This window comes from Klebsiella sp. 10, assembly GCF_018223925.1.
In the GTDB taxonomy this organism is placed as follows: domain Bacteria; phylum Pseudomonadota; class Gammaproteobacteria; order Enterobacterales; family Enterobacteriaceae; genus Klebsiella; species Klebsiella pneumoniae.
Map to the genome: position 1 here is coordinate 213,842 of NZ_JAGRRB010000009.1, position 14,346 is coordinate 228,187.

Here is a 14,346-nt window from a genome sequence, read left to right on the forward strand (position 1 = left end):
GTCAGCCCCCCGTTACCGGTGGGAAGAACGCCACTTCGTCGCCGCTGGCCACTGGATGTTCGAAAGAGGTTAGCGTCTGGTTAACCGCCGCCAGAAGCTTGCCCTCCTCCAGTGCCAGCGCCCAGCGATCGCCGCGGGCGGCAAGCTGCTGACGAACCGCTTCGACAGTCGCCAGTTCGCTGGCATCAAGGGTCAGCGAATCGGTACCGACCAGCTCGCGCACCTGGGCAAAAAACAGAACCTTAATCATGGCATTCACCCACCTTAAAATCGCCGGACTTGCCGCCGCTTTTCGCCAGCAGGCGCACTGGGCCAATCACCATATCCTTCTGCACCGCTTTGCACATATCGTAAATGGTCAGCGCGGCAACCGAGGCGGCGGTCAATGCTTCCATCTCAACGCCGGTTTTCCCGGTGAGTCGGCAGAGCGATTCAATGCGCACCCGGTTATGTTCCGGCTGCGCCTGCAGATTGACTTCCACTTTGCTGAGCATCAGCGGATGACACAGCGGGATCAGCTCCCAGGTGCGTTTGGCCGCCTGGATCCCGGCGATACGCGCGGTGGCGAACACGTCGCCTTTATGGTGGCTGCCGTCGATAATCATCGCCAGGGTCGTCGCCTGCATTTCGACATAAGCCTCGGCGCGCGCTTCGCGCACCGTTTCCGCTTTGCCGGAGACATCGACCATATGGGCTTCGCCCGCGGCGTTAATATGGGTCAGTTGTGACATAGATTATTTCTTCAGGTGTGGAATGAAGTTACAGGGACGGGTGCGGGCATCAAGCTGCGGGGCGATGATGTTGTCCCACGCCGTACGGCAGGCTTTGGTTGAGCCCGGCATGGCGAAAATCAGCGTGCGGTTGGCGACGCCGGCCACGGCCCGGGACTGCAGCGTCGAGGTGCCGATCTCTTCGAAGGACAGCATGCGGAACACTTCGCCAAAGCCTTCGACCTCACGGTCAAACAACGGCAGCAGCGCTTCCGGCGCCTGATCGCCGTCGGTAAAACCGGTGCCGCCGGTGATCAGCACCACCTGCACGTTATCGCTGGCTATCCACGCCGATACCTGAGCGCGGATGGCGTAGCGATTCTCTTTGACGATCGCCTTCTCGACGACTTGGTGCCCCGCCTCCTGCGCCGCCTCGCGCAGCCAGTGACCGGAAGTGTCGTCCTCTTCGCCGCGACGACTAGAAACGGTAAGAATAGCAATACGGGTCGGGATAAACTCAGCGCTAGCCTGGCTCATCTGAATGCTCCTTTCGAAAACGATTAACCGCCAATATAGGACAGGTTCTGCGTAATACCGGTGTTGCCCTGATGCAGGAAATGGGTCTGCTTTTTATGGGTTAAGGCTTCGGCGATCCGCGCCTCCAGCGCGGCCTGCTGCTGGTCTTCGGCCATCAGGTCGCGCAGGTCGACGCCGCCTTCGCCAAACAGGCACAGGTGCAGTTTGCCAACGGACGAGACGCGCAGCCGATTGCAGGTGGCGCAGAAGTCTTTTTCATACGGCATGATGAGACCGATCTCGCCGGCGTAGTCCGGGTGACAAAAGACCTGCGCCGGGCCATCGCTGCGCTGGCGGATCTGATGGATCCAGCCGCGGCGCAGCAGTTCATCGCGCAGCACCATGCCGGAGAGATGGTGACGGCGGAACAGGTCGCTGCCTTCACCGGTTTCCATCAGCTCAATAAAGCGCAGCTGGATACGACGGGGTTGGATCCACGCGAGGAAGGTATCGAGCTGGTGATGGTTAACATCACGCATCAGCACGGTATTCACCTTTACCTTGTCAAAGCCGGCGGCGAAGGCGGCGTCAATGCCGTCCATCACCTGGTGGAACTTATCCTGGCCGGTGATGGCATGGAACTGGCGGGCGTCGAGGCTATCAACGCTGACGTTAATCGCCGTCAGGCCAGCATCGCGCCAGCGTTCGACATCGCGCGCCAGGCGGTAACCGTTGGTAGTGACCGCAATCTGACGGATCGCCGGGTTTTCACGCACAGCGGCAATGATCTCGGTAAAGTCGCGGCGCAGGGAGGGTTCCCCACCGGTGAGGCGAACTTTTTCGGTGCCCAGCGCGGAGAAAGCGCGCGTAACCCGGCGTACTTCGTCTACGCTGAGAAAGCCATTGTTATTGACGGCGCCGGGCTTGTAACCGTTCGGCAGGCAGTAGGTGCAACGGAAGTTGCACACATCGGTAATCGACAGACGCAGGTAATAAAACTTACGCGCGAATGCATCGGTAAGCTGTGAGGCCATATACACCTTTCCAAATACGGGAGACGCGGTCATTTCTTTCCACGCCCTGGCGACAACCGGCGGCGTCGCGGCCAAATCGCCATATCTTTTGACACAGGCGAAGAGGCTAGAGTGTTAACAGGTTATGTCGATAGTAGCGCGTTACAGGCAGTTTCGCCATTGGCGATTTCGCTATATAATCTTATACATATCGCTATCTTCGTGCATTTTCGCTACAGAATAGCCATAAATCATTTTTTTGCCTTGATGTCGGTCAGTTTGTCGGGCTCCTCCCATCGTCTTTTAGGGGTAGATCGGGTAGTGTGTGGCCGTTTATGTGAAATAAGGAATTTCTATGCGCAATCGTACATTCGCTGACCTCGATCGGGTGGTAGCGCTCGGCGGCGGGCATGGTTTGGGCCGGGTGATGTCCTCCCTCTCCTCGCTCGGTTCACGGCTGACCGGCATTGTCACCACCACCGATAACGGGGGTTCCACCGGGCGGATCCGTCGTTCGGAAGGTGGCATTGCCTGGGGCGATATGCGCAATTGCATCAATCAGTTAATTGCCGAGCCGAGCGTAGCGTCGGCGATGTTTGAGTATCGTTTTGGCGGTAACGGCGAGCTTTCCGGGCATAACCTCGGAAATTTGATGTTAAAGGCGCTGGATCACCTGAGCGTGCGGCCGTTAGAGGCGATCAATTTGATCAGAAACCTGCTGAAAGTGGACGCTTTCCTGATCCCGATGTCAGAACAACCGGTGGATTTGATGGCGCTCGATCATGAAGGCCATGAAGTTTATGGCGAAGTGAATATTGATCAGCTTGATAATGTGCCGCAGGAGCTGATGCTCACCCCGCCGGTACCGGCCACCCGCGAGGCGGTGGAGGCTATTGCCGAAGCCGATTTGATCCTCATTGGGCCGGGCAGTTTTTACACCAGCCTGCTGCCGATCCTGTTGCTCGACGAGATGGCCCAGGCGTTGCGCCGCACCCCGGCGCCGATGGTTTTTATCGATAACCTCGGCAAAGAGCATAGCCCGGCCGCGAGGCTGTCGCTGGCGGAGCGCATCGCGATTATGGAGCGCTATGTAGGCAAACGGGTGGTGGATGCGGTGATCGCCGGTCCAAAAGCCGATATCAGCGGCATCGACGACCGGTTGGTGATCCAGACGCCGCTGGAGGCCAGCGACGTTCCCTATCGTCATGACCGGGCGCTGCTCCGCGGGGCGCTGGAGAAAGCGATCCAGCTGCCGGGCTGATCCTGCGCGCCGGAGGCGGCCCTCTTCGGCGCACCTTAAAATCTTAAGGTTGTCTTAAAATAGGGCTGGCACTATACCCTCATCTTTTTCTGTGGGTGTGCATTATGTCGTTATTGCCTCTGCGTCGGCCGGTGGTCAGCCGCACGACTTATCTGATTCTCTTTGCTTGCTATATCGGTATCTGTCTCAACCTGGCTTTTTATCGCCAGGTTTTCCCGTTACTGCCGGTAAATAGCCTGCATAACTGGCTGGTATTCCTCAGTATGCCGATCGTGGCCATTAGCGTGATGAATATCCTCACCACTCTCGCCTCGTTCCTGAAGCTGGACCGGCTGGTGATTAGCCTGTTCATTCTGCTCAGCGCCTCGGCGCAATACTTCATCTGGAACTTTGGCGTGGTGATCGACCGCAGCATGATCACCAATATCCTCGACACCACTCCGGCGGAAAGCTTTGCTCTACTCTCCGGCGAAATGATTGCCGTCCTCGGCCTTTCCGGGGTTTTGGCGGTATTCGTCGCCTGGTGGGTGAAAATCCGTAAGCCCGCCACGCGATGGCGCGGCGCGGCGATGCGCCTGCTCAATATCGCCGTTTCGGCGCTGCTGATTATTCTGGTGGCCGCGCTGTTCTACAAAGATTACGCCTCGGTGTTCCGTAACAACAAAGAGCTGGTGAAATCCCTGAGCCCTTCCAACAGCATTGTGGCCGTGAACTCCTGGTATGCTCATCATCGGATGGACAACCTGCCGCTGGTGAAGATTGGCGAAGATGCCACGCAGAAAGCGGTGATGCATAACGCTCCCCGTAAGAACCTGACGATCGTCGTGCTCGGCGAGACTTCGCGAGCGGATAACTTCTCACTGGGCGGCTATTCGCGCGACACCAACCCGCTGATGCGGCAGGACGGCGTGATCTATTTTCCGCATACCACTTCCTGCGGCACGGCAACCGCAGTTTCCGTGCCGTGCATGTTCTCCAATATGCCGCGCGCGCATTATGACGAAGAGCTGGCGCACCATCAGGAAGGCGTCCTGGATATTCTACAACGCGCAGGGATCCAGGTGCTGTGGAACGATAATGACGGCGGCTGCAAAGGCGCCTGCGACCGGGTACCACACCAGAACGTCACCGACCTGAAGCTCACCGGGCAGTGCATCGATGGCGAGTGCTACGATGACGTCCTGTTCCATAATCTCGACAGCTATATCGATAACCTGCAACAGGATGGCATTATTGTGCTGCATACCATCGGCAGCCACGGTCCGACGTACTACAATCGCTATCCAGCGGCGTTTCGCAAATTCACGCCGACCTGCGACACCAATGAGATCCAGGGCTGTACCCGGGAGCAGTTGACCAATACCTATGACAACACCATCCTTTATGTCGACTATGTCGTTGATAAAGCGATAAAACTACTGCAATCTAAACAGGATAAATTTACCACTAGCCTGGTTTATTTGTCCGACCACGGCGAATCGCTGGGAGAAGATGGCGTCTATTTGCATGGTCTGCCGTATTCCATCGCGCCGGATACGCAGAAACATGTGCCGATGGCGCTGTGGCTCTCCGCCGACTACCAGCAGCGCTACGGTATTTCCGCGCACTGTCTGCAGCAGCGGGCGCAAAAAGAGAATTACTCGCAGGATAATCTGTTCTCCACCCTGCTCGGCCTGCTCGGCGTCAGCACCCGCGAGTACCAGGCGGCAGATGATATCTTAACGCCATGTAGAGAGGCTGGTTGATGAAAATCTTAGTCATTGAAGACGATGCGCTGCTGTTGCAGGGGTTAATTCTGGCGATGCAAAGTGAAGGATACGTGTGCGACGGCGTCTCCACCGCGCACGAAGCCGCGCTATCGCTGGCCAGCAATCATTACAGCCTGATCGTGCTGGATCTCGGCCTGCCGGATGAAGACGGGCTGCATTTTCTCTCCCGCATGCGGCGGGAGAAAATGACCCAGCCGGTGCTGATCCTCACCGCCCGCGATACGCTTGAGGATCGCATTAGCGGTCTCGATACCGGAGCGGATGACTATCTGGTAAAACCCTTTGCCCTGGAGGAACTCAATGCGCGCATTCGCGCCCTGCTCCGCCGGCATAACAACCAGGGCGATAATGAAATCAGCGTCGGCAATCTGCGCCTTAACGTCACTCGCCGCCTGGTGTGGCTGGGTGAAACGGCGCTGGATCTTACGCCGAAAGAGTATGCCCTGCTGTCGCGGCTGATGATGAAAGCCGGTAGCCCGGTGCATCGCGAGATCCTCTACAACGACATTTACAGCTGGGACAACGAGCCGGCGACCAATACCCTGGAAGTGCATATTCACAACCTACGCGAAAAGATTGGCAAATCGCGGATCCGCACCGTCCGGGGCTTTGGCTATATGCTGGCTAACAACATCGACACGGAATAGACCATGGCTCTGTTTGCAACTGAAACCTGGACCATGCGCCACCGGCTGCTGCTGACCATCGGCGCCATCCTGGTGGTCTGCCAGCTGATAAGCGTCTTCTGGCTATGGCATGAGAGCAAAGAGCAGATCCAGCTGCTGGTGGCCAGCGCTATCGAAGGGCACAACAACCAGAAACATGTGGAGCATGAGGTACGGGAAGCGGTTGCCAGCCTGCTGGTGCCGAGCCTGCTGATCGTTGGCCTGGCGCTGTATATCAGCATGCTGGCGGTGCGCAAGATCACCCGCCCGCTTTCACGACTGCAAAGCGAACTGGAGAACCGCACGCCGGACAACCTCACTCCTATCGTACTCAGCGAATCGGTGCCCGAAGTCACGGCGGTGACCACCGCCCTGAATCAGTTGGTTTCCCGCCTCAATCTGACCCTCGACCGCGAGCGGCTGTTTACCGCCGACGTGGCGCATGAGCTACGCACCCCGCTGGCCGGGCTGCGGCTGCACCTTGAGCTGCTGGCGAAAGTGCATGGCATGGGCGTCGACCCGCTGATCCAGCGTCTCGATCAGATGACCACCAGCATTTCCCAGCTGCTGCAGCTGGCGCGCGTCGGCCAGTCCTTCTCCGCCGGCAGCTACCAGCAGGTGCTGTTGCTGGATGACGTGGTAAAACCCCTGCAGGACGAACTGGAGGCTATGCTGGCGCAGCGTCAGCAGCGGCTGCTGCTGACGGATATCGAAAACGAGGCCGTCGTCTCTGGCGATGCGACGTTAATCCGCGTGATCCTGCGCAATCTGGTGGAGAATGCTCACCGCTACAGCCCTGAAGGGTCGACGATCCGCGTGTCGGTGAAAGCAGGCCTGATGCCGGTGATGGCGGTGGAAGATGAAGGGCCGGGGATCGATGAGGCGAAAAGCGGCGAACTCAGTAAAGCCTTCGTGCGCATGGACAGTCGCTACGGCGGCATTGGCCTCGGACTGAGCATCGTCACGCGCATCGCTCAGCTGCATGACGCACAGTTTTTTTTGCATAACCGACAGCCAGGGCCAGGGGTCCGCGCGTGGGTGCTATTCCCGCAGCGCGGGGGTCAGAACGTCAGCACCCATTGATGGAAGAAGGCAACAATAATGACCAGGGCGGTGGCGACCGCCAGATATTCACGGAAGTTAATTTTTTGCATGGGCGCTATCCTCATCAGGTTGAAGATAGTGTCGCCTGGCGAGATTAAGCAAACATTAAGAAGGCCGCAACGCGGCCTTTTTTCTTCTCAAATGTTTGTTATCTGGCAAGCAGGACGATAAGAGAAGCGCGCCTTCACTATACCCCGCACGTCCACTCCGCCGGTCTGCGCCCAGAATCAGGAGGCGGCGATAAACAGCTCGCGCAGCTGATGCAGCTGGTCGCGTATTTGCGCCGCCTCCTCAAACTCGAGGTTCTGCGCGTGCTGCATCATCTGCCCTTCCAGCTCGTGGATTTTCTGCTGCAGCGCTTTTGGCGTCATATCCACAGCGCTAAGCCCGGCAGGCTCAACGGCCTTCGCTTTACCGCGCCCTTTGGCTTTGGTTTTCGCCAGGCCCTGGCCCAGCTGCAGGATATCCACCACTTTCTTATTGAGCCCCTGCGGCACGATGCCGTGCTCTTCGTTGTAGCGCTGCTGTTTCTCCCGTCGACGCTCGGTCTCGCCAATGGCTTTGGCCATGGAGGGGGTGATCTTATCGCCGTAGAGGATGGCCTTGCCGTTGACGTTGCGCGCCGCGCGGCCGATGGTCTGGATCAGCGAGCGTTCAGAACGCAGGAAGCCCTCTTTATCCGCATCCAGGATCGCCACCAACGACACCTCAGGCATATCCAGCCCCTCACGCAGCAGGTTGATCCCCACCAGCACGTCAAACTCGCCAAGACGCAGGTCGCGGATGATTTCCATGCGCTCGACGGTGTCGATATCCGAGTGCAGATAGCGCACGCGCTCGCCGTGCTCCTCAAGGTACTCGGTTAAGTCCTCCGCCATCCGCTTGGTGAGAGTGGTGACCAGCACGCGCTCGTTGATGGCCGTGCGCAGGCGGATCTCTGACAGCAGATCGTCGACCTGAGTCGCCACCGGGCGCACTTCGATGATTGGGTCAAGCAGACCGGTCGGCCGCACCACCTGATCCACAACCTCGCCGCCGGATTTATCCAGCTCATAGGCGCCCGGGGTCGCCGACACATAGATGGTTTGCGGCGCCAGCGCTTCAAATTCTTCAAACTTCATCGGCCGGTTATCCAGCGCCGACGGCAGGCGGAAACCGTATTCCACCAGCGTCTCTTTGCGCGCCCGGTCGCCCCGGTACATACCGCCGATCTGCGGCACCGTGACGTGGGATTCGTCAATCACCAACAGGCCATCCGCCGGCAGATAGTCGAACAGGGTCGGCGGCGGCTCGCCGGGCCCGCGCCCGGAGAGAAAGCGCGAGTAGTTTTCAATGCCCGAGCAGTAACCCAGCTCGTTCATCATTTCGAGGTCAAACTGGGTACGCTGGGTTAAGCGCTGCTCTTCCAGCAGCTTGTTGTTGGCCAGCAGCACCTTGCGCCGCTCCGCCAGCTCCAGCTTGATCTCTTCCATCGCCTGGACGATGCGCTCCCGCGGCGTCACATAGTGGGTCTTGGGATAAATGGTATAGCGCGGCACCGTCCCTTCGACGTGGCCGGTGAGCGGGTCGAACAGCGACAGACGCTCGACCTCTTCGTCAAAAAGCTCAATGCGCAGGGCGATATCGTCGGATTCCGCCGGGAAGACGTCGATCACCTCGCCGCGCACGCGAAAAGTGCCGCGCTGGAAGGCCTGATCGTTGCGGGTATACTGCAGTTCGGCCAGACGACGCAGGATCGCTCGCTGGTCAATCAGCATACCGACCGTCAGATGCAACATCATTTTCAGATACAGGTCCGGGTCGCCGAGGCCGTAGATCGCCGAGACTGACGCCACCACCACTACGTCGCGCCGCTCGAGCAGCGCTTTGGTGGCCGACAGACGCATCTGCTCAATATGTTCGTTAACCGAGGCGTCCTTCTCAATGAAGGTATCTGAGCTGGGAACGTAGGCTTCCGGCTGATAGTAATCGTAGTAGGAGACGAAATACTCGACGGCATTCTCCGGGAAAAACTCTTTCATCTCGCCGTAGAGCTGAGCCGCCAGGGTTTTGTTTGGCGCCAGCACCATCGTCGGCCGCTGTAGGTCGGCAATCACGTTGGCGATGGTAAAGGTTTTACCGGAGCCGGTAACCCCCAGTAGCGTCTGATGCGCAAGCCCATCCTCCAGCCCCTCTTCCAGGCGGCGGATGGCTTCCGGTTGGTCTCCGGAGGGGCGAAAGGCGGAATGCAGTACAAACGATTTACTCATCAATCAGAACCTGAAAAAAGAATTAGCGGCCGGTGTTTAATTCTACCCCCCGGACCGTTTTTTGCCAATAAATTATACTGGATATTTAAACAGTGCGTACTTATGATAACGCCACAAAAGGGTCTTATTGGCTAGCAAGCTGGGTGCAAAACGCGCGTCAGACGGAATAATCCTCCGGCCGCCAGGGTTATCCCCAGAAAATTTTACCTTTTAACATTTGTCAAGCGGACGGGTGAAACTTTTATGGCAGCAGATGACGCTTTTCTTACACCCATTGATTTTATCTAACAAGCTGATATTTAAGATCTTTAAAGAAAAGACGCCTTTCGCGCCAATTCAGCCGCAAGCCGCGTACGCTCTAGCTTACCGCAGGTTTTCTAACTCTAATACACAAGGTTATCCACAGGAATAGTGGATAACTGTCCGCAGCCCAAGACCACCGCCGCCCGGCGCCTGTCGCCTTTTGCGGTCAACCGCGTGGCGAAAAATTTTTATCGAACTATTTTTGATAACTATCCGCTTAAAGCCGCTCGATTTTTGCTGCTTTTTGCACCACCCTTTAGCGTCTGGCACCGGAAAAGTGCAGCCCCGGCGCTGACGAGGCCCGATGGTATCGGCGTTTAGCGCTTTTTTCCGAGCGTTCTTTTTCCTGGCAAGAGTTTTGCAGCATCTTTCTGTCGCCCTGACGCCAGGATAAGGAGAAAACGTCCATGTTGAATTTACAGGCAGTAAATCACTTTTACGGCAACCAGCATTCGCTGTGGAATGTCGATCTTGTACTACGCCCGGGAGAGTGCATTGGCGTACTGGGACGCGAGGGCATGGGAAAAACCACCCTGGTTAACTGCATTGCTGGCCACCTGCCGGTGGCCAGCGGCCGGATGACCTGGCATGACATTGGCGCCCCGCCGCAGGATCTCACCCCCCTGTCCGCTCAATCGCGCAGCGCCATTGGTATCGGCTACGTGCCACAAGATAAACGCATTTTTTCCCAACTCAGCGTGGAAGAGAACCTGCACATCGCCCTGGCGGCCGGGAAACCCGGGGCTAACGCCAGCGGCGGCGAGATTTATGAGCATTTTCCCGAGCTCTATGCCCTACGGCAGCGCAAAGGCGCCTCGCTGAGCGACGACGATCAGTACCAGCTGGCGCTGGCCAGGGCGCTGATCGTCCAGCCGCGGCTGCTGATCCTTGATGAACCCTCGCGCGGCAGAGGGCCGCGCTGCCTGCAAAAGCTGGCGGATCTGCTGTTGCGGTTAAATCGCGATATCGGCCTGACGGTGCTGCTCGCCGAGCAGCACCTGCCCTTTATCCGCCGGGTGGCGGATCGCTTCTGTGTCTTGCACCGGGGCCGTAACGTCGCCGAAGGCGATATTATGGCGCTGGATGAGCCGCTGCTGGCGCAGTGGATAACGCCGGATCCAGCGCCCTGAGGTCCAGATACTGGCCGAGATCGTCGCGCTGCGCGATATCGGCAAGCCACGGTATTTCGCCGAGGAACGGCGCGGCCAGTCGGTTTTTCAGCGTCGCCAGATATTCGGCGTGACGCTTGCCCGGCGGCTGTACGTCATTGGCGATCCACCCCGCCAGCGGTAGTCCCGCCTGGCGTACCGCCTGAGCGGTAAGCATTGCGTGGTTGATACAGCCGAGCTTAACGCCCACCACCAGAATGACCGGCAGCTGTTCCGCCTGCGCCCAGTCGGCGAAGGTCAGGGAATCCGAGAGCGGCGTAAACCAGCCGCCGGCGCCTTCCACCAACACCCAGTCGGCGAGACCTTCCAGCTCACGCAGCCCGCTGGAGAGCCTGGCCGCGGCGATCGGCCGCCCTTCGTCGGCGCTGATGATGTGCGGGGAGGTCGGCTCGGCGAAGGTATAGGGGTTCACCTGGTCGTAACGCAATGCGACCCGACTATGACGCTGCAGCGCCAGCGCATCTTCATTACGCAGCCCATCGCCGGTAAGCTCGCTACCGGAGGCCACCGGCTTATAGCCGGCAGTGTGAAAACCCAGCAGATTCGCCGCCTGCAGCAGGGCGCTGCTGGCGATGGTTTTACCGACTTCAGTATCGGTCCCGGTGACAAAAAAACGTTTAGTCACGCTCAATGACTCCTGTAAAAAGAGAATACGTCAGCGGGCAGATGCCCTGCCGCTGCGGCCAGGCCAGCTGCAGCTCGCGCAGTTTGCCGCGGCCAAGCGGGGCGGCGGTCCGCCCCTGGTGCAAATGGGTGGCGCCGATGCCCTTCAGCGAGCGCATAGCGCTCAGCGCATCGGCGAACGGCAGGCTAATCTGATGAACCTCGCCGGTCGCGCGCAGGCCGCTAAGCGCCGCGCGCACCGCCGCTTCGCTAAGGAAACGGTTGGCATGCGGCCGGTCGTCGATGGCCTGCCACGCCTGATTGAGCTCCGGCAGCGAGTCGGCGAGCAGCGTGCTAAACGCCACTCTGCCGCCGGGACGCGCCACCCGGTACAGCTCGCCAATTGCCGCCCGTAGATCGTCGCACCACTGCACCGCCAGATTGCTCCACGCCAGATCGACGCAGGCGTCCGGCAGCGGCAGCGCCTCAATATCCCCCAGCAGATAATGCTGCGCGGCGTCGTTACGCTGCGCCTGGGCGAGCATCCCGGCGGAGAGATCCAGCGCGGTCACCACGCTGCCCGCCTCACGCCAATAGCGACTCATACTGCCGGGGCCGCAGCCGGCATCCAGCACCTGCGCAAAATCGCGGCGCGCCAGCTGGCACAGCAGTAGATCGGCGCAGCGCCGCTGCAGTTCATCATGTTGCGTATAGCCGCTGGCCGCCCGGCCAAACGCCGCGGCCACCGCCTGCTTATTCACTGTGGCCATGCAGCACCTCCAGTAAACGGTTAATGTCTTCAGTATGATGGGCGGCTGTCAGGGTCAGGCGCAAACGCGCGCTGCCGACCGGCACCGTCGGTGGACGGATCGCCGTTGCCCAGCAGCCCGCGTCGCGTAGACGGCAGGCCAGGTTCAGCGCCCGGGCGTTGTCGCCGACGATCAGCGGCTGGATCGCGCTGACGGAGTCGGTCAACCCCAGCGACACCTCGCCCATCCCCTCACGGAACTGACGGATGCGGGCGGCCAGGATGTCGCGACGCTGCTGCCCTTCATCGCTGCGAATGATCCCCAGGGCAGCGCTCAACGCCACCGCCTGGGCGGGCGGCATCGCGGTGCTGTAGATCAGATGACGGGCAAACTGCAGCAGATAATCGGCCATTGCTTCGTCGCACAGCACCGCCGCGCCGCTGACGCCGAAGGCCTTGCCGAAGGTAACCACCAGCAGCTCAGGGCGCACCGCCTGCGCGGCGCAGCTCCCGCGTCCTTCGTCGCCGACCACGCCAACACCGTGGGCGTCATCCACCAGCAACACTGCCCCTGCGGCCTGCGTCGCGGCGTGAATGGCCGCCAGCGGCGCGCTGTCGCCGTCCATGCTGAAAATGCCTTCAGTGACCGCCAACTGTTCGCCCGCCAGCGGCTTAGCCAGCAGTTGCGCGAGCTGCTGCGGATCGTTGTGGGTAAAGCGCCGCAGCTGCGCCGGGCTGAGGCTCGCCGCCTCCAGCAGAGAGGCGTGGCTCAGACGGTCGGCGACAATCCGATCGTCTTTCTCCACCAGGGCAGCGATCAGCGCCTGATTCGCGGCAAAGCCGGAGATAAACAGCAATGCGCGCGGATAGCCCAGCCAGTCGGCGAGCGCCTCTTCCAGCGCGCGGTGGGCTTCGCTATAGCCGCTCACGTGGCCCGAGCCGCCGGCGCCGACGCCATAGCGCGTGGCCCCCTGTTGCCAGGCGGCGATAATCGCCGGATGCTGACTCAGGCCCAGATAGTCATTGCTGGAGAAGTTAAGCCAGCGCTCCCCTTCCCGCTCCAGCCAGCGCCCGGCGCCGTGCGTCACCGGCAGGCGGCGGCGAAAAGCTTCCGCCGCCCGCCGCTCGTCCAGCGCCCGATCGATTCGCTGCTGCCAGCTCATAGCGCCGCCGCGTTGTAATATTCCTCAGTGTCCGGGGTGAGTAAGGCCTGCTCCAGACGCTGCTGCTGCTCATTGTCGCCTTCCAGCACCGCCGTCTGCTGCGGGTTGATCCCCAGCTTGCGGAACAGCTGCAGGTCTTTGTCCTCTTCCGGGTTCGGCGTGGTCAGCAGCTTGCAGCCATAGAAAATCGAGTTCGCCCCGGCCATAAAGCACATCGCCTGGGTCTGCTCGTTCATCTGCTCGCGGCCGGCGGAGAGACGCACGTAGGAGGTGGGCATCATGATGCGCGCGATGGCGATAGTGCGGATGAAATCGAAAGCGTCGACGTCGTCGTTATCCGCCAGCGGCGTGCCCTTGACCTTCACCAACATGTTGATCGGTACGCTCTCCGGCGGCGTCGGCAGATTAGCCAGTTGCAGCAGCAGTCCGGCGCGATCTTTTACGCTCTCTCCCAGCCCGACGATGCCGCCGGAGCAGACTTTGATCCCAGCATCACGCACTTTATCCAGCGTATCCAGGCGCTCCTGGTAGGTACGGGTGGTGATGATGTTGCCGTAAAATTCCGGCGAGGTATCAAGGTTGTGGTTGTAGTAATCGAGGCCCGCTTCGGCCAGGCGCTGCGCCTGACTGTCGGTCAGGGTGCCGAGCGTCATACAGGACTCCAGCCCCAGCGCCTTCACCCCTTTCACCATCTGCTCCAGGTAAGGCATATCGCGGTCATTGGGGTTTTTCCACGCCGCGCCCATGCAGAAGCGGGTGGAGCCGGCGTTTTTCGCCTGGCGCGCTGATTCCAGCACCTGCTCAACCTCCATCAGGCGCTCGGCTTCGAGGCCGGTTTTGTAGCGTGCGCTCTGCGGGCAATATTTACAATCTTCCGGGCAGGCGCCGGTTTTGATCGACAGCAGGGTGCTGACCTGCACCTGGCGCGGATCAAAGTGTTGACGATGGATTTGCTGTGCTTCGAATAGCAGATCGATCAGCGGTTTATTAAATAATTCCGTTACTTGCGACATTGTCCAGCGAGGTTGGTGAGCCATTTTCCTCTCCAAAAGGTCGTATACTTCCTATTTCAC

The 14,346-nt window shown here is 59.6% G+C and carries 15 protein-coding genes and 1 riboswitch; of the genes, 6 read left to right on the forward strand and 9 right to left on the reverse strand.

Annotation, left to right across the window (positions count from 1 at the left end):
* Position 1: 1 nt before the first annotated feature.
* From moaD to moaA, 4 genes are all read right to left on the reverse strand, one after another.
* Positions 2–250 (reverse strand): molybdopterin synthase sulfur carrier subunit, encoded by a 249-nt coding sequence (gene moaD / locus KHQ26_RS11445; protein ID WP_002895672.1) that lies wholly within the window; start codon positions 248–250, stop codon positions 2–4.
* On the reverse strand, positions 243–731 hold the full coding sequence (moaC, locus tag KHQ26_RS11450; protein WP_002895670.1) for a cyclic pyranopterin monophosphate synthase MoaC: 489 nt from the start codon (positions 729–731) through the stop codon (positions 243–245). The genes moaD and moaC overlap by 8 nt, the downstream gene beginning before the upstream one ends.
* A 3-nt stretch (positions 732–734) precedes the next feature.
* On the reverse strand, positions 735–1,247 hold the full coding sequence (gene moaB, locus KHQ26_RS11455; RefSeq protein ID WP_002895668.1) for a molybdenum cofactor biosynthesis protein B: 513 nt from the start codon (positions 1,245–1,247) through the stop codon (positions 735–737).
* 23 nt (positions 1,248–1,270) lie between these two features.
* The gene (gene moaA / locus KHQ26_RS11460; RefSeq protein ID WP_002895665.1) at positions 1,271–2,260 is read right to left on the reverse strand and encodes a GTP 3',8-cyclase MoaA; all 990 of its coding nucleotides are present in this window, start codon (positions 2,258–2,260) and stop codon (positions 1,271–1,273) included.
* Positions 2,248–2,386: riboswitch (molybdenum cofactor riboswitch) on the reverse strand. (Overlaps the previous gene by 13 nt.)
* 208 nt (positions 2,387–2,594) lie before the next feature.
* Between moaA and yvcK the strand changes: the two genes are divergently transcribed.
* From yvcK to pmrB, 4 genes are all read left to right on the forward strand, one after another.
* The gene (gene yvcK, locus KHQ26_RS11465; protein ID WP_004142092.1) at positions 2,595–3,500 is read left to right on the forward strand and encodes a uridine diphosphate-N-acetylglucosamine-binding protein YvcK; all 906 of its coding nucleotides are present in this window, start codon (positions 2,595–2,597) and stop codon (positions 3,498–3,500) included.
* A 104-nt stretch (positions 3,501–3,604) separates the two neighbouring features.
* Positions 3,605–5,245 carry a phosphoethanolamine transferase EptA gene (gene eptA / locus KHQ26_RS11470; protein WP_004176801.1) on the forward strand — a complete coding sequence of 547 codons (1,641 nt, stop codon included), beginning with the start codon at positions 3,605–3,607 and terminating at the stop codon, positions 5,243–5,245.
* Positions 5,245–5,916 carry a two-component system response regulator PmrA gene (gene pmrA, locus KHQ26_RS11475; RefSeq protein WP_002895659.1) on the forward strand — a complete coding sequence of 224 codons (672 nt, stop codon included), beginning with the start codon at positions 5,245–5,247 and terminating at the stop codon, positions 5,914–5,916. Before eptA ends, pmrA begins: the two co-directional genes overlap by 1 nt.
* Positions 5,917–5,919: 3 nt before the next feature.
* A complete protein-coding gene (pmrB, locus tag KHQ26_RS11480) occupies positions 5,920–7,017 on the forward strand; it encodes a two-component system sensor histidine kinase PmrB (RefSeq protein WP_004147680.1) in 1,098 nt (365 codons plus the stop codon).
* Between the two features lie 248 nt (positions 7,018–7,265).
* Here the strand turns inward: pmrB and uvrB are convergent, their stop codons facing one another.
* On the reverse strand, positions 7,266–9,287 hold the full coding sequence (gene uvrB, locus KHQ26_RS11485; RefSeq protein ID WP_002895655.1) for an excinuclease ABC subunit UvrB: 2,022 nt from the start codon (positions 9,285–9,287) through the stop codon (positions 7,266–7,268).
* Between the two features lie 411 nt (positions 9,288–9,698).
* Here uvrB and KHQ26_RS11490 point away from each other — a divergent pair, with 411 nt between their 5' ends.
* Together KHQ26_RS11490 and KHQ26_RS11495 are read left to right on the forward strand one after the other, a co-directional pair.
* Positions 9,699–9,911 (forward strand): hypothetical protein, encoded by a 213-nt coding sequence (locus KHQ26_RS11490; RefSeq protein WP_016831283.1) that lies wholly within the window; start codon positions 9,699–9,701, stop codon positions 9,909–9,911.
* 86 nt (positions 9,912–9,997) lie between these two features.
* The gene (locus KHQ26_RS11495; protein WP_004152853.1) at positions 9,998–10,720 is read left to right on the forward strand and encodes an ABC transporter ATP-binding protein; all 723 of its coding nucleotides are present in this window, start codon (positions 9,998–10,000) and stop codon (positions 10,718–10,720) included.
* Here KHQ26_RS11495 and bioD read toward each other — a convergent pair.
* The 4 genes from bioD to bioB are packed head-to-tail and all read right to left on the reverse strand — an operon-like array spanning position 10,662 to position 14,310.
* Complete coding sequence (gene bioD / locus KHQ26_RS11500; RefSeq protein ID WP_002895648.1) at positions 10,662–11,384, reverse strand: dethiobiotin synthase; 723 nt, start codon at positions 11,382–11,384, stop codon at positions 10,662–10,664. The two genes, KHQ26_RS11495 and bioD, sit on opposite strands and share 59 nt — an antisense overlap.
* Positions 11,377–12,132 carry a malonyl-ACP O-methyltransferase BioC gene (gene bioC / locus KHQ26_RS11505; RefSeq protein WP_020805111.1) on the reverse strand — a complete coding sequence of 252 codons (756 nt, stop codon included), beginning with the start codon at positions 12,130–12,132 and terminating at the stop codon, positions 11,377–11,379. The genes bioD and bioC overlap by 8 nt, the downstream gene beginning before the upstream one ends.
* Positions 12,116–13,273, reverse strand: coding sequence for an 8-amino-7-oxononanoate synthase (gene bioF / locus KHQ26_RS11510; protein WP_004183475.1), 1,158 nt, complete (start codon positions 13,271–13,273; stop codon positions 12,116–12,118). The genes bioC and bioF overlap by 17 nt, the downstream gene beginning before the upstream one ends.
* Complete coding sequence (gene bioB / locus KHQ26_RS11515; RefSeq protein WP_002895580.1) at positions 13,270–14,310, reverse strand: biotin synthase BioB; 1,041 nt, start codon at positions 14,308–14,310, stop codon at positions 13,270–13,272. The genes bioF and bioB overlap by 4 nt, the downstream gene beginning before the upstream one ends.
* Positions 14,311–14,346 lie beyond the last annotated feature (36 nt).

Bases quoted from the DNA above. Each gene is read 5' to 3' on its own strand.
- moaD (WP_002895672.1), bottom strand. From the start codon at position 250: ATGATTAAGGTTCTGTTTTTTGCCCAGGTGCGCGAGCTGGTCGGTACC.
- pmrA (WP_002895659.1), top strand. From the start codon at position 5,245: ATGAAAATCTTAGTCATTGAAGACGATGCGCTGCTGTTGCAGGGGTTA.
- moaB (WP_002895668.1), bottom strand. From the start codon at position 1,247: ATGAGCCAGGCTAGCGCTGAGTTTATCCCGACCCGTATTGCTATTCTT.
- eptA (WP_004176801.1), top strand. From the start codon at position 3,605: ATGTCGTTATTGCCTCTGCGTCGGCCGGTGGTCAGCCGCACGACTTAT.
- bioF (WP_004183475.1), bottom strand. From the start codon at position 13,273: ATGAGCTGGCAGCAGCGAATCGATCGGGCGCTGGACGAGCGGCGGGCG.
- uvrB (WP_002895655.1), bottom strand. From the start codon at position 9,287: ATGAGTAAATCGTTTGTACTGCATTCCGCCTTTCGCCCCTCCGGAGAC.
- moaC (WP_002895670.1), bottom strand. From the start codon at position 731: ATGTCACAACTGACCCATATTAACGCCGCGGGCGAAGCCCATATGGTC.
- bioB (WP_002895580.1), bottom strand. From the start codon at position 14,310: ATGGCTCACCAACCTCGCTGGACAATGTCGCAAGTAACGGAATTATTT.
- yvcK (WP_004142092.1), top strand. From the start codon at position 2,595: ATGCGCAATCGTACATTCGCTGACCTCGATCGGGTGGTAGCGCTCGGC.
- bioC (WP_020805111.1), bottom strand. From the start codon at position 12,132: ATGGCCACAGTGAATAAGCAGGCGGTGGCCGCGGCGTTTGGCCGGGCG.
- KHQ26_RS11495 (WP_004152853.1), top strand. From the start codon at position 9,998: ATGTTGAATTTACAGGCAGTAAATCACTTTTACGGCAACCAGCATTCG.
- pmrB (WP_004147680.1), top strand. From the start codon at position 5,920: ATGGCTCTGTTTGCAACTGAAACCTGGACCATGCGCCACCGGCTGCTG.
- moaA (WP_002895665.1), bottom strand. From the start codon at position 2,260: ATGGCCTCACAGCTTACCGATGCATTCGCGCGTAAGTTTTATTACCTG.